Source organism: Cellulomonas dongxiuzhuiae (assembly GCF_018623035.1).
GTDB lineage: Bacteria > Actinomycetota > Actinomycetes > Actinomycetales > Cellulomonadaceae > Cellulomonas > Cellulomonas dongxiuzhuiae.
Window position 1 is genome coordinate 2803983 of sequence record NZ_CP076023.1, and the last position, 24940, is coordinate 2828922.

Annotated in this window: 17 protein-coding genes and 1 riboswitch; of the genes, 5 read left to right on the plus strand and 12 right to left on the minus strand. The window is 73.3% G+C overall.

Going from position 1 to position 24940, the window contains the following annotated elements; genetic code table 11:
- Positions 1–28 precede the first annotated feature (28 nt).
- Positions 29–520, minus strand: coding sequence for a GNAT family N-acetyltransferase (locus tag KKR89_RS12515; protein WP_208195632.1), 492 nt, complete (start codon positions 518–520; stop codon positions 29–31).
- Positions 521–568: 48 nt separating this feature from the next.
- Here KKR89_RS12515 and purU point away from each other — a divergent pair, with 48 nt between their 5' ends.
- The 3 genes from purU (at position 569) to KKR89_RS12530 (ending at position 3749) form a co-directional block, all read left to right on the plus strand.
- Positions 569–1435 carry a formyltetrahydrofolate deformylase gene (gene purU, locus KKR89_RS12520; RefSeq protein ID WP_208195633.1) on the plus strand — a complete coding sequence of 289 codons (867 nt, stop codon included), beginning with the start codon at positions 569–571 and terminating at the stop codon, positions 1433–1435.
- 184 nt (positions 1436–1619) lie between these two features.
- Positions 1620–3071 (plus strand): extracellular catalytic domain type 1 short-chain-length polyhydroxyalkanoate depolymerase, encoded by a 1452-nt coding sequence (locus tag KKR89_RS18585; protein ID WP_208195634.1) that lies wholly within the window; start codon positions 1620–1622, stop codon positions 3069–3071.
- Positions 3072–3287: 216 nt separating this feature from the next.
- Positions 3288–3749 (plus strand): aromatic ring-opening dioxygenase LigA, encoded by a 462-nt coding sequence (locus KKR89_RS12530; RefSeq protein ID WP_208195635.1) that lies wholly within the window; start codon positions 3288–3290, stop codon positions 3747–3749.
- A 149-nt stretch (positions 3750–3898) separates the two neighbouring features.
- On the opposite strand, the gene KKR89_RS12535 is transcribed toward KKR89_RS12530, so the two are convergent.
- The 8 genes from KKR89_RS12535 to KKR89_RS12570 all read right to left on the minus strand — a co-directional run bounded on the left by KKR89_RS12535 (position 3899) and on the right by KKR89_RS12570 (position 18998).
- Positions 3899–4681, minus strand: coding sequence for an ATP-binding cassette domain-containing protein (locus tag KKR89_RS12535; protein ID WP_208195636.1), 783 nt, complete (start codon positions 4679–4681; stop codon positions 3899–3901).
- A gap of 65 nt (positions 4682–4746) precedes the next feature.
- Positions 4747–5970, minus strand: a complete 1224-nt coding sequence (locus tag KKR89_RS12540) for an ROK family transcriptional regulator (protein ID WP_208195637.1) — start codon at positions 5968–5970, stop codon at positions 4747–4749.
- Positions 5971–6017: 47 nt separating this feature from the next.
- On the minus strand, positions 6018–7253 hold the full coding sequence (gene mmsB, locus KKR89_RS12545) for a multiple monosaccharide ABC transporter permease (RefSeq protein WP_208195638.1): 1236 nt from the start codon (positions 7251–7253) through the stop codon (positions 6018–6020).
- Complete coding sequence (gene mmsA, locus KKR89_RS12550; protein WP_208195639.1) at positions 7250–8797, minus strand: multiple monosaccharide ABC transporter ATP-binding protein; 1548 nt, start codon at positions 8795–8797, stop codon at positions 7250–7252. Before mmsA ends, mmsB begins: the two co-directional genes overlap by 4 nt.
- A gap of 39 nt (positions 8798–8836) precedes the next feature.
- Entirely contained in the window at positions 8837–9967 is a 1131-nt protein-coding gene (gene chvE / locus KKR89_RS12555; protein ID WP_208195640.1) for a multiple monosaccharide ABC transporter substrate-binding protein, read from the minus strand.
- Positions 9968–10255: 288 nt separating this feature from the next.
- Entirely contained in the window at positions 10256–16153 is a 5898-nt protein-coding gene (gene pulA / locus KKR89_RS12560) for a pullulanase-type alpha-1,6-glucosidase (protein WP_208195641.1), read from the minus strand.
- Between the two features lie 436 nt (positions 16154–16589).
- Positions 16590–17582 (minus strand): malate dehydrogenase, encoded by a 993-nt coding sequence (locus KKR89_RS12565; RefSeq protein WP_208195642.1) that lies wholly within the window; start codon positions 17580–17582, stop codon positions 16590–16592.
- A gap of 198 nt (positions 17583–17780) precedes the next feature.
- Positions 17781–18998 carry an NADP-dependent isocitrate dehydrogenase gene (locus tag KKR89_RS12570; protein ID WP_208195643.1) on the minus strand — a complete coding sequence of 406 codons (1218 nt, stop codon included), beginning with the start codon at positions 18996–18998 and terminating at the stop codon, positions 17781–17783.
- A gap of 240 nt (positions 18999–19238) precedes the next feature.
- On the opposite strand from KKR89_RS12570, the gene KKR89_RS12575 reads away from it, so the two are divergent.
- Positions 19239–20336 carry an aquaporin gene (locus KKR89_RS12575; RefSeq protein WP_208195644.1) on the plus strand — a complete coding sequence of 366 codons (1098 nt, stop codon included), beginning with the start codon at positions 19239–19241 and terminating at the stop codon, positions 20334–20336.
- Between the two features lie 87 nt (positions 20337–20423).
- Here the strand turns inward: KKR89_RS12575 and KKR89_RS12580 are convergent, their stop codons facing one another.
- Positions 20424–20966 carry a DUF3017 domain-containing protein gene (locus KKR89_RS12580; RefSeq protein WP_243882245.1) on the minus strand — a complete coding sequence of 181 codons (543 nt, stop codon included), beginning with the start codon at positions 20964–20966 and terminating at the stop codon, positions 20424–20426.
- Positions 20967–21097: 131 nt separating this feature from the next.
- Here KKR89_RS12580 and KKR89_RS12585 point away from each other — a divergent pair, with 131 nt between their 5' ends.
- Positions 21098–22354: an NAD(P)/FAD-dependent oxidoreductase gene (locus tag KKR89_RS12585; protein WP_208195645.1), complete on the plus strand. Its 1257-nt coding sequence runs from the start codon at positions 21098–21100 to the stop codon at positions 22352–22354.
- Positions 22355–22406: 52 nt separating this feature from the next.
- Here the strand turns inward: KKR89_RS12585 and purH are convergent, their stop codons facing one another.
- Together purH and purN are read right to left on the minus strand one after the other, a co-directional pair.
- Entirely contained in the window at positions 22407–24041 is a 1635-nt protein-coding gene (gene purH / locus KKR89_RS12590) for a bifunctional phosphoribosylaminoimidazolecarboxamide formyltransferase/IMP cyclohydrolase (RefSeq protein ID WP_208195646.1), read from the minus strand.
- Positions 24042–24090: 49 nt separating this feature from the next.
- Positions 24091–24180, minus strand: a riboswitch (ZMP/ZTP riboswitch).
- Positions 24181–24214: 34 nt separating this feature from the next.
- Positions 24215–24871: a phosphoribosylglycinamide formyltransferase gene (purN, locus tag KKR89_RS12595; protein ID WP_208195647.1), complete on the minus strand. Its 657-nt coding sequence runs from the start codon at positions 24869–24871 to the stop codon at positions 24215–24217.
- Positions 24872–24940: the final 69 nt, after the last annotated feature.

A 24940-nucleotide genomic window follows, 5' to 3' on the forward strand; every position in this document is an offset into this window, starting at 1 on the left:
CGCAGGGCGTCCGGGTCGTCCCGCTGCGTCAGGCCTGGACGACCTCACCCTCGCCGAGGAGCTTGCGCAGGTACGCGTAGGTGAGGTCGCCGGCGGTCTGGTCGTGCTGGTGCTCGTAGCCCGCCTTGTTGTACAGGGCGATGTTCTGCAGCGAGTCGCGACCCGTGAAGACCCAGACCTCCTCGATGCCCTCGGGCAGCGTCGGCAGGATCGCCGAGAGCAGCTCGGTGCCGATGCCCTTGCCCTGCAGGTCGGGGGCGACGGCGAAGCGTCCGAGGGTGGCCTTGCCGCCGTCGACGAGCACGCGGATCGAGCCGACGAGGCGGTGGCCCCACCACGCACCGAGCGTGATGACGCCGTCCGCGACGAGGTCGGCCTTCAGCTCCTTGAGCGTCTGCGTCAGGGGCGGGATGTTCGGGTCGCCGTACTGCTGCGCCTCCGTGACGAAGGCGGCACGGCGCAGGGTGAGCAGCTCGCCCGCGTCGTCCACGGTGACAGGGCGGATGTCGAGGGCGGTCATGGCGCCATGGTGTCAGCCCGCGGCACCCGCGCACTACTCTCGGACCTCGTGTCCTCCACTTCGCCCGTCGACCCGACGCACCTCGTCCTGACCCTGTCCTGCCCCGACCAGCCGGGCATCGTCGCGGCCGTCGCCGGCCTGCTGGCCGAGCACGGCGGCAACATCACGGAGTCGCAGCAGTTCGGCGACCCGCTGTCGGGACTCTTCTTCATGCGGGTGCAGGTCACGACGGACGTGCCCGTCGCGCGGCTGCGGACGGACCTGACCCGGCTGGCCGACCGGTTCGAGATGGCGTGGCAGCTCGACGTGGCGGGACGTCCGGTGCGGACGCTCGTCATGGTGTCGACGACCGCGCACTGCCTGAACGACCTGGCCTTCCGGCAGCGCTCGGAGAACCTGCCCGTCGACCTGGTCGCCGTCGTGTCGAACCACGAGGTGCTGCGGCCCATGGCCGACTTCTACGACATCCCCTTCCACCACGTCCCGGTGACGGCGGCCACCAAGGCCGCGGCCGAGGAGCGCCTGCTCGCGCTGGTCGAGGAGCTCGACGTCGAGCTCGTCGTGCTCGCCCGGTACATGCAGATCCTGTCGGACGACCTGTGCCGCAGGCTGCAGGGCCAGGTCATCAACATCCACCACTCGTTCCTGCCGTCCTTCAAGGGCGCACGTCCGTACGCGCAGGCGCACCAGCGCGGCGTCAAGCTCATCGGTGCGACGGCGCACTACGTGACGGGCGACCTCGACGAGGGCCCGATCATCGAGCAGGACGTCGAGCGCGTGGACCACACGCACGCGGTGGAGGACCTCGTCGCGCTGGGGCAGGACGTCGAGCGGCGGGCGCTGGCACGTGCCGTGCGCTGGCACGCCGAGCACCGGGTGCTGCTCGACGGGAACCGCACCATCGTCTTCCGCTGACCGGCGCGGTGCGGCGGCGTCCTCCCGCCGCACCGGCGCGGGTGGTCGTCGCCGTGCGAAGCGTTTCGCGCCGTGCGGTCCCGGACGGCGCGCGCCATGCTCGCGTGACGGCCCGGCAAACGTTCCCGCCGCGTCGAGGAGTGCCGGCGCACCGCCGCGTCCGGCAGGGCGAGGAGGACACGCGATGAGACTGTTCCGTTCCGGCGCACGCCGGCGCACGGCCGTGCGGGCCGGGCTGCTGGGCACCGCGCTGGCCCTCGCGCTGGCGGGTGCCGCGCAGCTCGCCTCGGCTCCCCCCGCGCAGGCGGCGTCGCTCGTCGAGGTGACGGGCTTCGGCACGAACCCCGGCGGCCTGCGGATGTACCAGTTCGTGCCCGACCGCCTCGCGGCCAGCCCCGGCATCGTGGTGGTCGTGCACTACTGCACCGGCAGCGCGCAGGCGATGTTCAGCGGGCAGCAGTTCGACGAGCTCGCCTCGCAGCTGGGGTACATCGTCATCTACCCGAGCACCAACCGCCCCGGCAGCTGCTTCGACGTCTCCTCGACGGCCGCGATGACGCGCGACGGCGGCTCCGACCCGCAGAGCATCGTGCAGATGGTCCGGCACGTGCAGCAGCGGTACACCACCGACACGTCCCGCGTCTTCATCACCGGCACGTCGTCGGGCGCCATGACGACCCAGCTCGTGCTGGCCGAGTACCCGGACGTCTTCGCCGCCGGCAGCGCGTTCGCCGGCGTGCCCGCCACGTGCTTCTCGACCGGCGGTGCCAAGCCGGGCACGTCGGCGCAGGCCGGCTGGAACAGTGACTGCGCGCAGGGTCGACGGATCCTCACCGCCCAGCAGTGGGGTGACCTGGCCCGCGCCACCTACCCGGGCTACACCGGGAAGCGGCCGCGCGTGCAGCTGTGGCACGGCAGCAACGACGAGACGCTGAGCTCGCAGAACCACACCGAGGCCGTCAAGCAGTGGACGAACGTGATGGGCATCAGCTCGACGCCCGCCTCGACCGAGACCATCGGCAACCGCACGCGCGCCCGCTACGGCGGCACGGGCACGCAGGCGCCGCTGGAGGCCAACCTGCTGCAGGGCGTGACGCACAACCTGCCGGTCGACGCGGCGGCGGCGATCGCCTTCTTCGGCCTGGACCAGGCGAACCCGACGCCCACCCCCACGCCGACGCCGACGCCGACGCCCACGCCCAGCGTGACGCCCACCCCCACACCGAGCGTGACGCCGACGCCGAGCGTGACGCCCACACCGAGCGTGACTCCCACGCCGACGCCGACCCCCAGCCCGACACCCACGTCCGGCACGACGGGCGCCTGCTCGGTCGCGTACTCCGTCAACCAGTGGAACACCGGGTTCACGGCCAACCTGACGATCACCAACACGTCGTCGCGGGCGGTCTCCGGGTGGACGTTGACCTGGGCGTTCCCGTCGGGTCAGCAGGTGACCCAGGCCTGGAGCAGCACGGTCGCGCAGTCCGGCAGCCAGGTGACCGCGACCAACGCGGCCTGGAACGGCAGCATCCCGGCCGGCGGATCGGTGCAGATCGGCTTCAACGGCTCGCACGGCGGGACCAACACGGCGCCGTCGTCCTTCGCCCTCAACGGGGCCACCTGCAGCAACGGCTGATCCCACGCAGCCGCCCACGGGGCGGCGGCTCCCGCACCACGGGAGCCGCCGCCCCACCGGGGGTGCACCACGGCCGCGATCGCGTCACACCGACGTGGCCACTATGACCCAGGTCACACAAATCGTTTTGTTAGGTATCTCCTTGAGAATTCACCCACGACGGTGGGGGCACCGGAGCCGCCGAGGCGCCGGTGCCGTCCGACCAAAGGGGAACCCATGTCCGCCGATGTCGCACCCGTCTCCGCACCCGTCAGCACCGCGTCCGGCGCGCCCCGCGCGCGCCGTGCCCATCTGCTCGGCACGCTTCTGGCCGCTCTCGGCGTGCTCATGGCCCTCGCGGGCGTCGGCACCTGGGCCGGCATCGCCCAAGGACTGGCGCAGGAGGAGATCACCGTCTCCGACAACGCCCCCGCCCTCGCGGGCCAGCCCGTCGTGACCCCGTGGGCCGCCTGGGCGCAGGCAGAGACCATCCGCGCCGACCTGGCCGAGATGACCGGTGGCCGCACCTTCGCGGAGCTGGAGCGTGACGACCCGCAGCGCCCCGCGGTCGCGACCGGGACCTTCCTGCGCGCCTCGCTCATCACGTCGGTCATCGCGTTCGGCGTCGCGCTCACGCTCGTGGGCATCGGCACCGGCTTCGTGCTCGGGGGCCTGGGCCTGCGCAACGCCGCCCGCTGAGGACGCACGTCGCACCCGCGACGTGGAAGCGCGCCCAGGCCCCCGCCCCCTCCCCGGGGGCCTGGGACGGCGCCTCCGTCAGCCGGCGGGCGCGCAGCCGTCGCCGAGCCCGACGGTGCCACCGTCAGGACGCGGACGAACAGCCGCCGTCAGGAGGCGGCGTGCGCCGACGGCCGCGGGGCGTCGGCACGGACCGCGCCCGTGATGGCCCCGATGATCTGCTCGTAGGCGGTCGTCCGCGCGTCGAACGACCCGTTGTTGCGACCGTGCCGCAGCACCTCGATGCGGTCCGCCACCGCACGCACGTCGATCATGTTGTGGCTGATGAGCACCACCCCGAGCCCCAGGTCGCGCAGGCCCTCGATGTGCACGAGGATCTCCGCCGTCTGCGCCACCGACAACGACGCCGTCGGCTCGTCGAGGACCACGATGCGGGGATCGCCGATGAGCGTGCGCGCGATCGCGACCGACTGCCGCTGACCCTTCGACAGCGCCGACAGCGGCACCCGGACCGACGGGATCCTGCTCGTCAGGTCCCGCAGGATCTGGCGCGCCTCCTCCTCCATGCGCTCGTCGTCACGCATGCCGTGCGCGTCGCGCAGCTCGCGGCCGAGGAACAGGTTCGACGTCACGTCGAGGTTGTCGCACAGCGCCAGGTCCTGGAAGACCGTCGCGACGCCCAGGGCGCGCGCAGCCGCGGGCGAGGAGATGCTCACCGGGACGCCGTCGATCTCGACGAGCCCCGTGTCCGGGCTCAGGACGCCCGCGACCATCTTCGCGAGCGTCGACTTGCCGGCGCCGTTGTCGCCCACCAGCGCGACGACCTCGTGCCGGTGCACGTCGAGGTCGACGCCCGCGAGCGCCTCGACGGCGCCGAACCGCTTGCTGATGCCTCGCATCGACAGCAACGGCACCCGTGTCGCGTCAGTCATGCCTCGATCCACCTGCTCCCGTCGCGCACGTGTCACGTGCAGTGAAGCCCCCCGTCCTCTCCCGGTCAACCCTCCTCCTGCTCCGTCGGCCCGTCGTCGTCGGGATCCGCGCTGCCCTCCCCGCGCACCGCGACGTCGGCCGACCGCAGCGCGAGCACGAGCGCGCCCATCACCTCGGCGCGCTGACCGAGCGCCGCGGGGACCACCTCGAGCGGTGCGATCCGGTTGCGCAGCATCCGCCGGCGCACCGCGTCGCGCATCGGGCCCAGCAGCACCTCGCCCGTCTCGGACAGCTCCCCGCCCACGACCACGCACTGCGGGTTGACCGCCGTGCCCAGCCCTGCCACGACCGCACCGATCACCGCGCCCGCGTCGGCCACGACACGCGCGAACCCCGGGTCCCCGTCGCGCGTGCGCGCGATCACGTCCCGCAGGGCGAGGGACCCGTGGGTCGCGCGCAGCGGCTCCACCAGCGCGCTCGCCCCGACGACCGTGTCGAGGCAGCCGCGCGACCCGCACCGGCAGATGTGGCCCGTCGGGTCGACCTGCACGTGCCCGATCTCGCCCGCCGTCCCCGCGAACCCGCGGTGCACCTGCCCGTTGATGACGATGCCCGCGCCCGTGCCGTACGACGCGCGCACGTACACGGCGTCCCGGTACCCGCGCGCCGCACCCAGCGTGGACTCGGCGAGCGCCCCGAGGTTCGCGTCGTTGTCGACGTGCACCGGGCGGCCGAGGCGCTTGGCGAGCACCTGCCCCAGGTGCTCACCCTCCCAACCGCGCAGCAGCCCGGGCACCGACACCATGCCGGTGTCGGCGTCGACGGGCGCGGGGATGCCGACGCCGACGCCCACGACCTCATCGAGGCCGGACCCGATGCGCTCGAGGAGGTCCAGGACGAGGAGTGCGGCCCGGTCCAGGGTGGTGTCCGACGGGTGCTCGTACGGCAGCGGCAGCACCTGCTCGGCCACGACCTCGTGCGCGAAGTCGCCCAGCGCGACGCGCAGGTGACGGTGCCCGACCTGCACGCCCACCGCCAGCCCCACCCGCCGGGCCAGCGTGACCAGCTGGGCGCGTCGGCCGCTGCGGGTGGTGACGGCGGTGTCGACGAGCCCGGCCGCGAGCAGCTCGCGGACGATCGTCGACACCGTCGCCTGGGACAGGCCGGTGGCGGCGGCGAGCTCGACCTGCGTCAGGCCGCCGTACCGCTGGACCGTCCCGACCACCAGCGCCTTGTTGGCCTCCCGCAGGGACGTCTGCGAGCCCGCTGCTGCCGCTCGCCTGCTCACGGAGGCAACCTACCTGCGTGCACGCGCCGAACCGCGCTACCGCGGTCCTACTGCGTGCCCGCGCGCCGCTTGTTGAGCAGGTCGAACGCGACCGCGAGCAGCAGCACCATGCCCTTGATGGCCATCTGCCACGACGGGTCGACGGACAGGATCGACAGGCCCATGTTGAGCACGCCCATGATGAGAGCACCGACGATGGCGCCGGCGATCCGGCCGATGCCGCCGGTGACCGCTGCGCCGCCGATGAAGCAGGCGGCGATCGCGTCGAGCTCGTAGTTCTGGCCGGCCGACGCGATGGCCGCGCCGGCGCGTGCCGTGGTGAAGACCGCGGCGACCCCGGCGAGCAGGCCCATGTTGACGAAGATCCAGAAGTCGACCTTGCGGGTGTTCACGCCGGACAGCGCCGCCGCGGCCCGATTGCCGCCGATCGCGTAGATGTGCCGGCCGAAGACGGTGCGGCCCATGAGGAACGAGTAGGCGACGACGAGGACGCCGACGATGACCAGGACGATGGGCGTGCCCCCGGCCGAGAACGACAGGATGACGGTGAGGATCCCGATGCCCAGCGCGATCATCGCGATCTTCGCGACGAACAGGCCACGCGCCTCGACGTGCAGGTCGTGCTTGCGCAGCGCGCCGCGCGCCCGCAGCTGGCTCAGGACGATCGCACCGACCGCCAGGACACCGATCACGAGCGTGACGACGTCCATGTTGCTGACGTAGTTGAACCAGGGGGGCAGCGAGCCCTTGGAGATCCGGATGAACGAGGAGGGCAGCCCTGCGAGCGTCTCGCCGACGACCACGAGCGCGAGGCCGCGGAACACGAGCATGCCGGCGAGCGTCACGATGAACGCCGGGATCCCCACGTAGGCGACCCAGAACCCCTGCCATGCGCCGACGAGGGCACCGAGCGCCAGACCGACGAGCACCGCCACGATCCACGGTGCGTCGAAGTCGCGCATGGTCGTCGCCACGACACCGCCGACGAACGCGACGACGGAGCCGACCGACAGGTCGATGTGGCCGGCGACGATCACCATCAGCATGCCGATGGCGAGCACCATGATGTGCGCGTTCTGCTGGAACAGGGCCGCGACGTTGTTGGCGAGCAGCAGCTTGCCGTCGGTGAGGACCTGGAACAGCAGCACGATGACGATGAGCGCGCCGAAGATGCCGTACTGGCGCGCGTTGCCGCCCAGGCCCTGCAGGCGCTGCCCGAGGGAGACGCGCGGCACGCCGGGCGGGTTCGGGGCGGGGAGGTTGACGTCGGTCGTGGTGCTCATCGGGCGATCCCGTCCTTGTCCATCGTCATGAAGTGCATGAGGTGCTCCTGGGTCGCGTCGGCCCGGGCCACCTCGCCGGTGACGCGGCCCTGGCTGAGCGCGTAGATGCGGTCGCAGACGCCCAGGAGCTCGGGCAGCTCGGAGGAGATGACGAGCACGCCCTTCCCCGCGTCGGCGAGCTTGTTGATGATCGTGTAGATCTCGTACTTCGCACCGACGTCGATGCCGCGCGTCGGCTCGTCGAGGATCAGCACGTCCGGGTCGGCGTAGAGCCACTTGGCCAGCACGACCTTCTGCTGGTTGCCCCCGGACAGCTTGCCGACCAGCGCCATGACGGTCGGCGTGCGGATGTTGAGGTCCTTGCGGAACCGCTCGGCGATGGTGGACTCGGCCTCGCGGTCCACGACGCCCGCTCGCGAGAGCTTGTCGAGCGACGCGGCGGAGATGTTGTGCTGCACGGTGTCGATGAGGTTGAGACCGAACCGCTTGCGGTCCTCGGTCGCGTACGCGATGCCGTGCCGGATCGCCTCCTGCACGGTGCCGGCCGTCACCTCGACGCCGTCCCGGAAGAGGCGTCCGGAGATCCGGGTGCCGTACGAGCGGCCGAAGACGCTCATCGCGAGCTCGGTGCGACCAGCACCCATCAGGCCGGCGAGGCCGACGATCTCACCGCGCCGCACCGTCACGCTCGCGCCGTCGACGACCTTGCGCGCCTGGTCGACGGGGTGGTGCACGGTCCAGTCCTCGATGCGCAGCACCTCCTCGCCGATGTCGGGGGTGTGCTCGGGGAACCGGTGGTCGAGCGGGCGCCCCACCATGCCGCGGATGATCCGCTCCTCGGTGACGTGCACGTCGCCGCGCATGTCGAGGGACTCGATCGTCTCGCCGTCGCGGATGATCGTCGTGGTGTCCGCGATCGCCTCGATCTCGTTCAGCTTGTGGCTGATGATGATCGACGTGATGCCCTCGGCGCGCAGCCCCTCGATGAGCGTGAGCAGGTGGGCGCTGTCCTCGTCGTTGAGCGCGGCGGTCGGCTCGTCGAGGATGAGCAGACGCACCTCCTTGGACAGCGCCTTGGCGATCTCCACCAGCTGCTGCTTGCCGACGCCGATGTCGGTGACCCTGGTGTCGGGGCGCTCGGAGAGCCCCACGCGGTCGAGCAGGCGGGCGGCCTCGGAGTTGGTGCGGTTCCAGTCGACGACGCCGCGTGCCGCGCGCTCGTTGCCGAGGAAGATGTTCTCGGCGATCGACAGGTAGGGCGAGAGCGCGAGCTCCTGGTGGATGATGACGACGCCCTGGCGCTCGGAGTCGCGGATGCCGCGGAACTCCTGCACCTCGCCGTCGAGGACGATCTCGCCCTCGTAGGTGCCGTGCGGGTAGATGCCCGACAGGACCTTCATCAGCGTCGACTTGCCCGCGCCGTTCTCACCGCAGATGGCGTGGATCTCGCCGCGGCGCACCGCGAGCGTGACGTCGGAGAGCGCCTTGACGCCGGGGAAGGTCTTGGTGATGCCGCGCATCTCGAGGATGTGCTCGGTGTCCATGTGTCCTCGCTGGATGGTCCGGACCGGCCGGCGGGGTCCTCAGAGGCCGAGGTCGTCGGCCGAGTAGAACTCCGAGTCGACGAGCACCTCGACCGTGTCCGGCGTGATCACCTGCGGCTGCAGCAGGTAGGTCGGGACGGTCTTCTCCCCGTTGTCGTAGGTCTCCTCGTCGTTGACCTCGACGTCCTCGCCGGCGACGATCTGCTCGATCATCGTGGCGACCTGGTCACCCAGCGCGCGGGTGTCCTTCCAGACGGACATGGACTGCTTGCCCGCGATCATGTTGAGCACGTTCGCCTGGTCGGCGTCCTGGCCCGTCAGGACCGGGTAGCCGTCGCCCGGCGCGTAGCCGTTGCCCTCGAGGGCCTGCGCGATGCCCAGCGCCAGCGAGTCGTTGGGCGACAGGACCACGTCGACCTTGGCGCCCCCGGCGTAGAACGAGTTGAGCCGGTTCTCCATCTCGGACTGGGCCGTGTCGGAGCTCCAGCCCTGGATCCCGATGGACTGCCAGTCGTCGTTCGTCGCCGGCTGCTTGCCCGACGGGACGACGAGCTTGCCGCTCTCGACGTACGGGGACAGGACGTCCCACGCGCCGGCGAAGAAGAACTTCGCGTTGTTGTCGTCGGGCGACCCGGCGAACGGCTCGAGGTTGAACGGGCCGGCGGCGTTCTCGAGGTCGAGCGCCTCGACGATGAACTCGCCCTGCATCGTCCCGACGCCGTAGTTGTCGAACGTCGCGTAGTAGTCGACGTTCGGGGTGCCGAGCAGGAGACGGTCGTATGCGATGACCGTGATGTCCGCGTCGGCCGCCTGCTGGAGGGTCGGCGCGAGGGCCGTGTCGTCGATGGGGGCGATGACGAGGACGTCGGCGCCCTGGTTGATCATGTTCTCGAGCTGGGTGATCTGCTGGTCGACCTTGTTGTCGGCGTACTGCAGGCTCGTCTCGTAGCCGGCGTCCTGCAGCAGACCCTCGAGGTGCGCCCCGTCGCGGTTCCACCGCTCCAGGCTCTTGGTCGGCATCGCGATGCCGACCACGGTGTCCTCGGCGGCCGCCGCGCCGCCCGTGCTCTCGGGCTCGGCCTCACGCTCGGTGCTGCAGGCCGCCATGGACCCCACGAGCACACCTGCGGCGACCATCGCGATCGCGCTCTTCTTCCACGCCAGTGACATCGTTGTCCGCTCCCTTGAGTTCGCCGCTCGATCGGTCGGGACGTCCGTCGTCGCGACCACCCGGGTCCGGCAGCAGTGCCGGGGAGCCAGGTACGGCTTCGCGTTGCATTCAAGACCTGAAGGCATCGCCGGGGCAAGTGCCGTGACCATTCCGTGTCCTGACACCCGTCCGCCACGACGGCGCGCCACTCGGGCGGTTGGCGGCGCGTGCAGCGGGACGATGACGGACAAAGGTCCCGCGGTGTCTTCGACGGATGAAGGCACCGCCCGAGCCGGCCGCGCGCCCGGTCAGCCGCACACGCCGGGCCACCAGCGCTCGAGCAGCCCGCACACGTGCCGCCACGCGCCGGTGGCACCGTGGCCGCGCGACGCCTGCTCCTGCAGGACGGCCACCGTCCGGGCCGGGACGGTCACCGCACCGGTCGAGCGGTCGTACACGGTCGTCCGCACCACCGGGTCGGCGCCGCCGGCCTGGACCGGGGACAGCGCGTAGGCCCGGCCCGCGAGCGCGGGCACGCGCTGCGTCGTGGGCTCGTCGGACGCGTTGACGACCACGAGCAGGCCGTCGAGCCGGTGGTCGACGTCGGTGCGCCAGCGGCGCGCGGACGCGTCCCAGCCCGCCCGGTCCTCGACGTGCATGACGACGACACCGGGTGCGGCGTCCGGACCCGCGCCGGGGAACGTGACCTTCTGCTCGATCAGCCGGGCGTCCCCCAGCCGGAAGAGGCGGGTCGAGGACCGCAGCTCGAGGAGCTCGGCGGCCGCGGTGCCCGCCGTCGCGATGTCCTGCGGCGTCGGCACGAGCGCGGGGTCCGCCAGCAGCGGCTGCTGGTACGGCCACTTCGCGGCGTTGTCGGCCGCGGGGGGCAGCCCGCGTGCGAAGCCGTTGGTCCGCCCCGACCAGTCGAGCACGTTGAACCAGTCCCCCGAGTCGTAGGAGTTGCGGTCGAGGGACTTGCTGCGCAGCAGGTCGGCACCGGCGTGCCAGAAGGACGGCGTCTGCGCGAGCGTCGTCGTCGCGAGCGACACGGTGTTCATCCGCACGCGGTCGGCCATGGGAGTGCCCTGCGGCAGCTTGAGGTACAGGTTGTCGAAGAGCGTCTCGTTGTCGTGCGCGTCGACGTACGTGACGACCTCCTCCGGGGACTCGGCGTAGCCCGCCGGCTGCCCGTTGTAGTCGATCTCGTCGCCCCGCCGGACCGTCCCGTCGCTCGTCGGCAGCCGGTAGGCCCGCAGGTTGCCGGCCATGCCGAGGCGCACGAGGTCCGTCTGGTGCCGCAGGCGCGCGAGCTGCTCGTCCGGCGTGCCGTTGACGGGCGCACCGTTCGGGTCGGTGAAGGCACCGGACCCGAAGCCCTGCACGCGCGGGTCCTCGTCGAAGGGCCCGCCGCCGCGCACGGCGTCGCGCAGCCGGTCGGAGAACGTCCCGATCCCCGTGCCGCCGAGCTGACCCTGCGTGGCCTGCTCGAAGAGCCGGTCGTCCGCGACCTCACCGAAGTTCCAGCCCTCGCCGTAGAGGTAGACCCGGCGGCCGTCGACGCCGTCCTCGCGGGGCGTCAGCCGGTCGAGCGCGGCGCGCACGGCCTCCATCGTCTGCCGCGAGTGGTGCCCCATGAGGTCGAACCGGAAGCCGTCGACCTTGTGGTCCCGCGCCCACGTCACCACCGAGTCGACCATCATCTTCTCGGCCATCGCGTGCTCGGTGGCGACGTTCTGGCAGCACGTCGACGTCTCGACCTGGCCCGTGGCGTTCAGGCGGTGGTAGTACCCGGGCACGACGCGGTCGAGCACGCTCTTCGCGTCCTGGCCGCTGGCCGCCGTGTGGTTGAACACCTGGTCGAGCACGACCTGCAGGCCGTCGGCGTGCAGCGCGCCGACCATCGAGCGGAGCTCCGCGATGCGCGCGCCCCCGTGGGCGTCGACCGCGTACGAGCCCTCGGGCGCGCTCCAGTGCCACGGGTCGTAGCCCCAGTTGAACGCGTCCTGTCCCGCCACGGCCGTCACGCACTCCTGCTGGCGCGGCGAGTCGGGCGGCAGCGACGCGAGGTCGCACGCGGGGGTGGCCTGCGCGGACCGGTCCTCCTCGATCGACGCGATGTCGAACGTCGGCAGCAGGTGCACGGTCGTCAGGCCCGCGTCGGCCAGTGCGCGCAGGTGGTCGCGCCCGTCGCTGCTGCGCACCGCGAACGCGCCGTAGGTGCCGCGCAGCCGCTCCGGCACCGTGGCGTCGGAGATCGAGAAGTCCCGCACGTGCAGCTCGTAGATCGTCTGGTCGACGGGGCGGACGACCGGCTGGGCCGTGCGCTCCCACTGCCGGGGCCGGTACCGGGAGTCGTCCAGGTCGACCAGCACGCCGTGCGTGGAGTTGAGCGTCAGCGCGACGGCGTACGGGTCGGTGACGCGGTTGACCTCGACCCGGCCCGTGGTGGGCGCGTAGACCGTCACCTCCCACAGGTACGCGGCACCGTCCCAGCCCTGGGGGCCCGAGGCCGTCCACGACCCGTCGGGCTGCCGCTGCCCCGCCACGCGCACGGGCTCCGCGGACGTGTCGACGGCGCCGCGCCGGTCGGCCGGCCACACCAGCAGGTCGACGCCCTGCGCCGTGGGGGCCCACAGCGCGAGGGACGGCCTGCCCTTGGCCCACGTCGTGCCCAGCGCGCGCTTCGCCGCGCGGCCGCTGTAGAGGTCGTCGAGGACACCCGGCACCTGCACGCCGGTCACGGCCTGGCCGACGTCGTCGGCGTCGGCCTGCCGCACGAGGACCTGCCCGGTGAGCAGGCGCTCGACCGTGCGCCGGTCGGCGTCCACGCGCAGCGCGACGTACCCGTCGAGCGTCGGGAACCGCGCGAGCTGCGCGTCGGTGAGCCCGCCCGGCACGACCGCGAGCGCAAGCTCCTCACCCCCCGTGACCTGCCCGTCGACGACCTCGAGCGACGCGTCGGCCGCCGCGTGCAGCGAGAACCGCAGCGTCGCCGGGTCGGTGCCGCTCGCGACGAACGACGCCGGCCAGGCGAGCGTCCGCGCGTCGACCCAGTGCGCCGCGAGCTGCCCGGTGCCGGGCAGCGGCGCATCGGTGACCTGCACGGTCAGGACGTGCGTCGTCAGGTCGTAGACGAACGACACGGGCCTGCCGCCCGGCGCGGTGAACGCGATGTTCGCACCGTCCCGGACGCCGTCGGCGCCGTAGTTCTCCGCCCACGACAGGCCGTGCGCGACCTTGAGCTCGTAGGTGCCCGCCGCCAGGTCGGGCAGCGTGAGCGTCGCGGTGCCGTCGCCGTCGCCGTCGACCAGGGCCGTGGCCAGGCATGCCGGGTCCCAGTCGGCCGCGCAGCCCGCCTCGCTCTGGAACGAGCCCGGCAGGGTCAGCAGGGGGCCCTGCGCCGAGGTCGTCACCTGGTGCGTCGTCGCGTCGTAGACGAACGTCACCTCCTGCGGGCCGTCACCCGTGACCGTGTAGGTGAGGTTCGCGCCGCCGGGCGCACCGCCCGCGCCGTAGTTCTCGTCCCACGTGCCGCCGACGGCGACCTTGTACTCGTACGACCCGGGCGGGATCGAGAACGTGCCGTGGAACACCACGCCGTTGGTGGACGTGAGGCGCGCGGCCTCGCAGCCGGGCTGCCAGTCCCCCGGGCAGCCCATGGCGGCGTTGTGGCTGCCGGGCACGGTGACGGGGGTCTCGCCCGGGTCCGGCGGCGGCTCGACGCCGTCGACCGCGACCCCGACGCTCGCGTACGTCGAGGCGGCGCTGCGGTGGCCCGTCACGTCCTGGCGCACCGCGCGGTACTCGACGAGCGTCCCTGCCGCGAGCCCGCGGACGTCGTGGAAGACGCGCGGTGCCGTCGTCTCGGCCGTGCCGAGCGCCGTCCACGCGTCGTCGCCCACCACGCGGTAGGCGAACGACGTGGCGGCGGCGGCGTCGTCGACGTCGGCGGCCACCGGCGCGAGGCCCGCGAGCGCGGCACCGGCGCCGGGCGCCTCGAGCGTGATCACGTCGTCCCCGGCCGCCACGGTGGCGCCGGCCCGCAGGACGAGGGAGCCGAACGCGGGCACGCTCAGCGCGACCGTCCCGTCCGCGCCGGCCACCACGGGCGCGCCGGGCACGACGTCCGTGCCGGACGTCGCGAGCAGCGGCGTGAACGTGGCACCGGGCGTCAGCGTGTCGACGGTGACGCTCGCGGGGTCCGCCGCGTTGTTGAGCGCGACGAGGTGCTCGACGTCGTCGTCACCGAACCGCGAGAACGCGTACACCGGCCCGGCGGCGTACCGCTCGACCTGCGCGCCCGTCGTCAGCGCGGGCGTGGTCGCGCGCAGCGCCCCGAGCGCGGCGACGTGCGCGTACAGGGGCGCGTCCGTGTCGTACCGGTCGACCGACCCCGCCGGGGTGCCGTCGAGCAGCGCCTGGTCGGCGTACTCCTCGACCTGCGTCGCGAACAGCGACTGGCGGGCGTCCTTGTCGGTGCCCCCGAGGGAGCCGTCGCCGACGAAGCCCTGCTCGTCGCCGTAGTACACGACCGGCTGACCGCGCGTGAGGTACATCAGCGCGTGCGCGAGCCCGGACCGCGCCTGCCCGTCACCCGCGTCCTTGACCGCGTGGCCGATGCGGCCCATGTCGTGGTTGCCGAGGAACGTCGGCAGCGCCTGCGCGCTGCTCGTGGGCGTCGTGTACAGGTCGTCGCTCGCGAACAGCGACTGCAGGCCGGCCGCCGGCAGGCCCTTGGCGTAGCTCGCCGCGGCCGCCTGGAAGGAGAAGTCGAGCACGGCGTTCATGTCGGTCTCGCGCACGTAGGGCGCGGTCAGCGCGGCGTCGGCGTCGTACACCTCGCCGAACATGAAGAAGTCCGGGTTGCCGACCGCGGCCGCGTGCTGCGCGATCGCGCTGGTGAACACGTCCCAGAACTCGCGGTTCACGTGCTTGACGGTGTCGATCCGGAAACCGTCGACCCCCAGGTCCACCCACGCCTCGTAGACGTCGACGAAGCCCTGCACGACGTCGGGGTGCTCGGTCATGAGGTCGTCGAGGCCGGTGAAGTCGCCGTAGGTGACCGACTCCCCCGTCCACGTCGAGTCGCCGCGGTTGTGGTAGAGCGTCGGGTCGTTGAGCCACGCCGGGACCTTGACGTCGGCGTCCGCGGGGTCGACGACCGGCGTGTACGGGAACGACGTCGCGGCGTCGAGGTCCGGGAAGTCGGCGCTGCCGGCGACGTCGGCCGGGTCGAACGGCTCGCCCGCGGCGTCGCGGTACGGCCGGGTCGCCTGGTCGACGTACGCGTGCTCGCCCTCGGCGTAGTCGATGACGTCGGCCGTGTGGTTGGTGATGATGTCGAAGTACACCTTCATGCCGCGCGCGTGCGCGTCGGCGATGAGGGCCTCGAGCTCGGCGTTGGTGCCCAGGTGCGGGTCGATGCGTGTGAAGTCCGTGATCCAGTACCCGTGGTAGCCCGCCGAGGCGTCGGCCCCGGCGCCCTGGACGGGGCGGTTGAGGAACGACGGCGTCAGCCAGATCGCCGTGGTGCCCAGGCCCTCGATGTAGTCGAGCCGGCCCCGCAGTCCCGCGAGGTCGCCGCCGTGGTAAAAGCCCTTGTCGGTCGGGTCGAGGCCGGTGACCGTGCGGTCGCCCTCGAGCCCGCCGGTGTCGTTGGACGGGTCGCCGTCGGCGAACCGGTCGGTGAGCACGAAGTAGAGCTGCTCGCCCGCGCCGGGGTCGCGCGCGGGCTCGGCGACGATGCCGGCGTCGGCCTCGGTGTACCCGCCGGCGAGGTCGTCGACGACGACGGAGGTGCGGCGGGTCGCGTCGTCGTAGGTGAACGTCAGGTCAGCGGGGCCCGCGAGCACGAGCGGGGTGTTCGCCTCGCCGCCGTCGGCACCGGCGGACCCCTCCCACGTGCCGTCGAGCGCGACCTTCCACTCGTGCGCGCCACCGGGCACCTCGAACGTCGCGGAGAACCGGCCGGGGACGCCGGTCGGGGCGAGCGCGGTCGCCGCGCAGGTGGGGTCCCAGTCGGCCGGGCACCCGAGCTCGTCCTGCAGGCTCCCGACGAGCGTGACGGCAGCGGCCGCGGCGGCGGCGGGCGTCGCGGGCAGCGCCGCGACGGCGCCGGTCGCGGCGATCGCTGCGGCGGCGAGGCCCGCGAGCGCACGCCGTGCGGTCCGGGGAGCGGGGGGACGTGGCGAGGCGGCGCCGACCATCGGGACTCCTTCGTCGCGGCACGTCGTCGTGCCGTCGGTGGCTGTCCCCGCGACCGTAACCCGTTGCAAGAAGTTGCAGCAAGGGTTTCGGTCATCACGTGCGTTCCGGACCATCGCGGCAGGTCCCAGGACGGCCAGGTCCGCCCGGTGCCAGGGGCGCACGGGGACCGTCGACGACCACCTCGCCGGGCTCGACCCGGGCGGCGCCGCCGTGGTGGCGCACGTGTACGACCTGGCCCGCGAGGTCGTCCCCGACGCCCAGCAGGGCACGGGCTACGGCATGCCGGGCCTCGTGCACCGCGGCAAGCCGCTGCTCTCGGTCATGCGCTGAGCGGCCCGTCCCGCTGCGGCACCGCGTCGCGCGTCCGGCAGGGCCACGAGCGCGTGCGCGACACGCCGCGGACGCACCCGGATCGCGACGCGCACGCGCGGCGGCTCAGACCAGCCCGAGCGCCCGGACGGCCTCGCGCTCCTCGACCAGCTCGGCGACCGACGCGTCGATGCGCTCGCGCGAGAACTCGTCGACGTCGAGGCCGGGCACGATCGTGTACACGCCGCCGGCGGCCGTGACCGGGAACGACGAGATGAGCCCCTCGGGCACGCCGTACGAGCCGTCGGACACCACACCCGCCGACGTCCAGTCGTCCGCGGGCGTGCCGCGCACCCACGTGTGCACGTGGTCGATCGCCGCGTTCGCCGCCGACGCCGCCGACGACGCACCGCGCGCCTCGATGATCGCCGCACCCCGCTTGGCGACCGTCGGGATGAACGTGTCGCGCACCCACGCGTCGTCGCCGACGACCTCGAGCGCCGGGCGTCCGCCGATCGTCGCGTGCGTCAGGTCCGGGTACTGCGTCGCGGAGTGGTTGCCCCAGATCGCGAGACGGGCGATGTCGTCGATCGCCGCGCCGGTGCGCTGCCGCAGCTGCGCGAGTGCGCGGTTGTGGTCGAGCCGCGTCATCGCCGTGAACCGGTCGGCCGGCACGTCAGGCGCGTGCGAGGACGCGATGTACGCGTTGGTGTTCGCCGGGTTGCCCACCACGAGCACGCGCACGTCGTCCGCGGCACCCGCGTTGATCGCGGCGCCCTGCGGGCCGAAGATGCCGCCGTTGGCGCTCAGCAGGTCCCCGCGCTCCATGCCCTTGGTACGCGGCCGCGCACCGACCAGCAGCGCGACGTTCACGCCGTCGAAGGCCGCGGCCGCGTCGTCGGTGATGTCGATGCCGTCCAGCAGCGGGAACGCGCAGTCGTCGAGCTCCATCGCGACGCCCTCGGCGGCCTTCACGGCCGGCGGGATCTCCAGCATCCGCAGCCGCACGGGCGTGTCGGGGCCGAGCAGCTGGCCGGACGCGATGCGGAAGGCCAGGGCGTACCCGATCTGACCGGCAGCACCGGTGACGGTGACGACAGCGGGCGTGGTGAGCGACACGGGCGGGCTCCTTCGGTCGGCCGACGATCGGCGCGACGTCTCGACGTCCTCGCCTGCGTCGCAACCTACCGGAGCCGTGGCGGCGGCGCGCCGACGCCGTGCCGCCCGTGCACGAGCGCTCGTCACCCCCCGACGCCACGACGGCGCCCCCCTGCGGGAGGCGCCGTCGTGGCGTGCGTCGTACCGGGGTGCTGCAGGTCAGCCCAGGCGCGCGGCGAGGTTCTCGTCGAGGGCCGCGAGGAACTCCTCGGTCGTCATCCACGCCTGGTCGGGGCCGACGAGGGACGCGAGGTCCTTCGTCATCTTGCCGCTCTCGACCGTCTTGATGACCACGTCCTCGAGCGTCTCGGCGAACTGCGTCACCTCGGGCGTGCCGTCCAGCTTGCCGCGGTGCTTCAGGCCACCGGTCCACGCGAAGATCGACGCGATCGGGTTGGTCGACGTCGGCTTGCCCGCCTGGTGCTGGCGGTAGTGCCGCGTGACGGTGCCGTGCGCCGCCTCCGCCTCGACCGTCTTGCCGTCGGGCGTCATGAGGACCGAGGTCATGAGGCCCAGCGAGCCGAAGCCCTGCGCGACGGTGTCGGACTGGACGTCGCCGTCGTAGTTCTTGCACGCCCAGACGTAGCCGCCCTCCCACTTCATCGCGGCGGCGACCATGTCGTCGATCAGGCGGTGCTCGTACGTCAGGCCGGCCGCGTCGAAGTCGGCCTTGAACTCGGCCTCGAACACCTCGGCGAAGATGTCCTTGAAGGCACCGTCGTACGCCTTGAGGATCGTGTTCTTCGTCGACAGGTACACCGGGTACCCGCGCTGCAGGCCGTACGCGAACGAGGCGCGCGCGAAGTCGCGGATCGACTCGTTGAAGTTGTACATGCCCATCGCGACGCCGCCCGCCTCGGGCATCGTCACGACCTCGAACTGCTGCGGCTCGGAGCCGTCGGCCGGCTCGAACGTCATCGTGATCTTGCCGGCGCCGGGCACCTTGAAGTTCGTCGACTTGTACTGGTCGCCGTGGGCGTGACGGCCGATGATGATCGGCTTGTTCCAGCCCGGGACCAGCCGCGGGATGTTGGAGATGATGATCGGCTCGCGGAAGACGACGCCACCGAGGATGTTGCGGATCGTGCCGTTGGGCGAGACCCACATCTTCTTGAGGCCGAACTCCTCGACGCGCGCCTCGTCCGGCGTGATCGTCGCGCACTTGACGCCGACGCCGTGCTCCTTGATGGCGTGGGCGGCGTCGATGGTCACCTGGTCGTCGGTCGCGTCCCGGTTCTGGATCGACAGGTCGTAGTAGCGCAGGTCGACGTCGAGGTACGGGTGGATCAGGCGGTCCTTGATGAACTGCCAGATGATGCGCGTCATCTCGTCGCCGTCGAGCTCGACGACCGGACCGACGACCTTGATCTTCGCCATGCGGGGGCCTGCCTCCTGTGCCGTGGGGTGTGGCGCCCAGGTTACTCGACGTCGAGAGACCCAGGAGGAACCGCCCGGTGCGCGTGCACCGCCCCTCCTGCCTGTGCGCGCACAGGCAGGCCTGGCATGCTGGGCTCTGCGCAGTTCGCCCCGATGTCGTCCACGCCGCGCCCGCCCACGGGCAGGCCTGACGGCTCGGCACCGACCGGTGGCTCACCCACCTCACACGACAGGACCGACATGTCCCAGCAGAACCCGCAGACCCCCGAGGGCGCCCCGGTGCCCGAGGAGACCTCGCCGGCCCCGACCACCCCGGCCGCGACGACGCCGTCCGACGCCGCCGCGTCCGACGCCGCCGCGCCCGACCGCGCGTCGGCCGACGCCGCGCCGGCCGACGCCGTCGAGGAGGTCGTCGTCGAGGAGGTCGTCGTCGACACCCCCGTGACGCCCGCGCCCGTGACGCCCGCCGCCGACGACGACGACGACACGTACGTCCTGCCGGCCGGCACCGTGGTCGCCGCGGGACCCGGCCTGGTCGCACGTCTCGGAGCCGAGGCCTTCGGCACGTTCTTCCTCGTGCTCGTCGGCGTCGGCATCGCGCTGTACGCATCGTTCAGCAACGTCGGCGGCGGACTCGGCGTCGGCCTCGGCTTCGGCGTCGCGGTGCTGGCCGGCATCATCGCGGTCGGCCACGTCTCGGGCGGGCACTTCAACCCCGCCGTGACGCTCGGCGCGTGCCTCGCGGGGCGCACGCCGTTCCGCGACCTGCTCCCCTACTGGCTCGCGCAGGTGGTGGGCGGTGCGCTCGCCGCGGCCGTGCTGTTCCTCACCGTGCCGACGTCCCTGCCGGGCCTCGTCAGCCAGGGTGCCGACACGAGCGTCCGATCGTTCTTCAGCAGCACCGCCAACGGCTTCGCCGAGCACTCGCCCCTGGCCGCGCTCTCGAACGGCGGGGCCGAGTTCAGCCTGGTCGCGGCGCTCCTCGTCGAGGTCATCGGCACGGCCGTGTTCGTCGGCGTCATCCTCGGCGCCACCGACCGCCGTGCGAACAAGCAGCACGTGCCGTTCGCCGTTGGGCTGACCTTCACGGTCGTGCTCCTGCTCGCCACGCCCGTGACCAACGGCTCGATCAACCCGGCGCGCTCGCTCGCCGCCGCGATCTTCTCCGACTCGTGGGCGCTGCAGCAGGTCTGGCTCTTCTGGGTCGCGCCGCTGCTCGGTGCCGCGATCGCGGCGCTGATCTACCGCGCGTTCGCGGCCGAGCCCGCCGAGGACTCGCTGTTCGCCGAGGACGAGCTGTACGTGGCCGAGGACGACGTGGTCGTCGTCAACCGCTGACAGCAGCACCCACGAGGCCCCGGGAGCACCGCTCCCGGGGCCTCGTCACGTCAGGAGCGACCTGCACCTCGACGGACGGACGACGGGTCAGGCCGGGGGCAGCAAGGACGCCAGCACCGCGAGCGCGAGGGCGCCGGTCGCGAGCACCGCGACGTCCAGCGGCTTCGAGCGCACGGACACCGCCACCGGGCCCGGGGCCGGCGTGACGGCGCGCACGACCGCGGAGGCGAGCAGCAGCAGGGCGAGCACGTACGAGCCGACCACCGCGTCCGTCACGAAGGCGACCGCCACGGACGCGACGATCCCGGACATGGTCCACCACAGCGACCGGTTGCGTCCGGCGGCGAGGGAGGCGCGGGCGATGCTGCGCGGGTCGAGCGGGATCTCCTCCGCGGGGACCTCCGCAGCGGGCTCCGACGGCGCGACCTCGGGCGGCGGCACCACGCGCGGTGCGGCCTCGACGGGCGCGGCGGGCCTGGCGGGCACCGGCGGCGCGGCCGCGCGGGCACGGGGCCGCACGTCCTGCTGCTCGGTGCGCTCGGCCTGGCCGGGTGCCGTCGGCGGCACCGGGCGTGAAGGCCACACGGGGCGCGGCAGCCCGGCGGCCGGAGTGCGCGCAGGCGTCGACATGCGTGCGCTCCCTCCGTCCGGCTCGGGTACCGCGGGGACGGACCCGGCCACGCTCCTGCCCCGTGGACGTCGCCACGGACGTGCGCGGTCGCCCCAGCCTACCGCCGCCGTCCCCCCGTTACGGTGATCCCGTGACCGACCCGTCCCGCGCCGTCGTCCCCCCGCCCGACGTGCTGGTCGTCGGGGGTGGGCTCGCCGCGCTGCGCACCGTCGCCGCCCTGCGGGACCACGGCTACGACGGGCCGGTGCGCGTGCTGGGCGCCGAGGGGGTCGCGCCGTACGACCGTCCGCCGCTCTCGAAGCACCTCCTGGACCGCACGTCACCCGCGTGGCTCGCCGACGACCTCGGCCACGACCTGCACGCGCTCGCCGACGAGGTGCACCTCGCACGGCCGGCCCGCGGGCTGGAGCCCCGCCCCGGCGGGGGTGCGGTGGTGCGCACGGACGACGGTGCGCTGACGTCGTCGTGCGTGGTGCTGGCGACGGGCGCACGCGCGGTGACCGTGCCGGGCTGGCGCGCCGCGACCCTGCACACGGCCGCCGACGCCGACGCCCTGCGTGCGGTGCTCGGCGGCGAGCGACGCCGCCTGGTCGTCGTCGGTGCCGGCTGGATCGGCGCCGAGGTGGCGGGCGTCTCGGCCGCGGCCGGGCACGACGTCACGGTCGTCGAGGCCCGGTCCGCACCCCTGGCGACCGCGCTCGGCGAGCAGGTCGGCGGGCTCACGCGGCCCTGGTACGCGACGGCCGGGGTCGACCTGCGGACGTCGGCACCCGTGGCGGGCGTCGCGGGCACGGCGGTGGACCTCGCGGACGGCACCCGCCTGGCCGCCGACGTCGTGCTCGTCGCGGTCGGCGCCCGCCCGGCGACCGGGTGGCTCGCGGACGTGCTGCCGCTGCGCGGCGGGGCGGTGGCGGTCGACGAGTCCTACCGCGTGCTCGGGGCGACCGGCCCCCTCACCGGCCTGCTGGCCGTCGGGGACGTCGCCGTGCGCCGGTCGGCGCGCCACGGCTGGGTGCCCGGGGGGCACTGGGACGAGGCGCTGCACGGACCCGACGTGCTGGTCCGGCGGCTGCTGGGGCTGCCGGTCGACGGCCCGGAGGCCACGCCGTACGTCTTCTCCACGCAGCTCGGCCACGACCTGACGATGTTCGGCCTGCCCGCGGTCGACGACCGGACGACCCTGCTGGGCGACCCCGCAGCCGGCGGGTGGACCACGCTGTGGAGCCGCGGCGACGTCGTCACGGGTGCCCTGGTGGTGGACCGGCCCCGCGACGTCGGCGCGGCGCGGCGCCTGTTCGCGCGCGACGACCTGCCGCGCGTGGCGCTGCCCGGCGCCGACCTGCCCGACGACCTGCGGACGCTCCTGCGCACGTCACCGGCGACCTGAGCCCGGGCCTGACCGCCCCTCGCGCGAGGGGCGGTCCGGGCTCCGGCCCGCGTCAGTGGGCGAAGTGGCGCGTGCCCGTCAGGTACAGCGTGACGCCCGCGGCGGCCGCCGCGGCGACGACCTCCTCGTCGCGCACGGACCCGCCGGGCTGCACGACCGCGCGCACGCCGGCGTCGAGCAGCACCTGCAGGCCGTCGGCGAACGGGAAGAACGCGTCGGACGCCGCGACGGCGCCGCGCGCACGCTCGACGTCGCCGCTGTTCGCGCGCTCGACCGCCAGCCGGCACGAGTCGACGCGGTTGACCTGCCCCATCCCGACACCGACGGACGCTCCCCGGTCGGCCAGCAGGATCGCGTTGGACTTCACGGCCCGCACGGCCCGCCACGCGAACGCCAGGTCCGCCAGGGTGGCGTCGTCGGCGGCGTCGCCGGCCGCGAGCGTCCACGCCGCCGGGTCGTCCCCGGGCGCGTCGATCCGGTCGACGGACTGCACGAGCAGGCCGCCGGACACCGGCCGCGTCTCCACGAGGGCGGCGGGCGGTGCGTCGACGACGAGCAGGCGGATGTTCTTCTTCTGCGAGAGCAGCGCGAGCGCGTCGTCGTCGAAGGCGGGGGCGACGACGACCTCCGTGAACACCGGCGCGATCTGCTCCGCCGCCGCGAGCGACAGGCGGCGGTTGGTGGCGATCACGCCGCCGAACGCCGACACGGGGTCGCACGCGTGGGCCCGCGCGTGCGCCTGCGCGACGTCCTGGCCGACGGCGATGCCGCACGGGTTGGCGTGCTTGACGATCGCGACGGTCGCCGCGTCACCGTGGTCGTGCGCGGCGCGCCACGCGGCGTCCGCGTCGACGTAGTTGTTGTAGCTCATGGCCTTGCCGTGCAGCTGGCGCGCCTGGGCCAGCCCGGCCGGTCCGTGCCCCGTGGTGTAGAGCGCCGCGCGCTGGTGGGGGTTCTCGCCGTACCGCAGGACGTCCGACCGCTCCCACGTCGCGCCGATCCACGCGGGGAACCCGGTCGCCACCCCGTCGACCTCGTCCGTCGTCGTCGCGACGCTGCCCATCCAGGACGCGACGGCGACGTCGTAGGACGCGGTGTGGACGAACGCGTCGGCCGCGAGCCGGGTGCGCTCGGCGAGCGTGAATCCGCCGGCGGTGACCGCGGCCACGACGTCGTCGTAACGCGCCGGGTCGACGACGACCGCAACGCTGGGGTGGTTCTTGGCGGCGGCACGCACCATGGACGGGCCGCCGATGTCGATCTGCTCGACGCACTCGTCGACGCCCGCACCCGACGCCACCGTCTGCGTGAACGGGTACAGGTTGACGACGACGAGCTCGAACGGTGCGACACCCAGCTCCTCGAGCTGGGCGACGTGCTCGGGACGACGGGTGTCCGCGAGGATCCCGGCGTGCACCCGCGGGTGCAGCGTCTTGACGCGCCCGTCGAGGCACTCGGGGAACCCGGTGACGTCCTCGACGCGCGTCACGGGGACGCCTGCGGCGGCCACGGTCGCGGCGGTGGACCCCGTCGAGACGAGCTCGACGCCCGCAGCGTGCAGCGCGGTCGCGAGCTCGACCAGACCGGTCTTGTCGTAGACCGACAGCAGCGCGCGGCGCACGGGGCGGCGCGTGGCGTCGGACGTGGGGTCCGCGACGGGGGCGAGAGGGGGCAGGTCGTGCGACATGGCACACCTTCCTGGGTCGGTCGGCGGTCCGGACGGACCTCGGCAAGGACCCAGGCACCCAGGCGGGCGGTGCACGGACAGGGGTGGTGCTCGATCGCTCCCCGGTGGTCCTCCACCTGCGCCAGTCACGACCGGGGCCGAGTCTAGCGGTCGGTCGCCTCGCGCGGAGGTGCTCAGCCCAGGCGCGCGCGGCGGCCCTCGACGCTCAGGCCCTCACGCGCGATCCGCCCGACGACGTCGACGAGCAGCCGCCGCTCGACGACCTTGATGCGCTCGTGCAGCGTCTCCTCCGAGTCGTCGTCCGCGACCGGCACGGCCTCCTGCGCGATGATCGGCCCCGCGTCGACCCCCTCGTCGACGACGATCACCGAGCACCCGCTGACCTTGACGCCGTAGGCGAGCGCGTCGCGCACGCCGTGCGCACCCGGGAACGACGGCAGCAGCGCGGGGTGCGTGTTGACGGTCCGGCCGCCGAACCGGTCGAGGAACGCCGCACCCACCAGCTTCATGAACCCGGCGGCGACGACCGTGTCGGGCGAGAAGACCCCGACCGCCTCGGTGAGCGCGCGGTCCCACGTCGCGCGGTCCGGGAAGTCCCGCAGCGCCACGACGGCGGTGGGGACACCGGCCTCGCGGGCGCGGTCGAGCGCCGCGACGCCCGGCCGGTCCGACACCACGCCGACGACGCGCGCGCCGTACGCCGGGTCGACGTGCGCGTCGAGCAGGGCCGCGAGGTTCGACCCGCCACCGGAGACGAGCACGACCAGGCGGTGGCTGCGGGCCACGGCGTGGGCGGGCGGGACCGGACCGGGCTGCGCGGAGGACGTCACGCGGCGCAACCTACCCGCCCGGCACGCGCCGGGCCCGCGCAGGTCCACCCTCCGACGTGCGCGAGAATG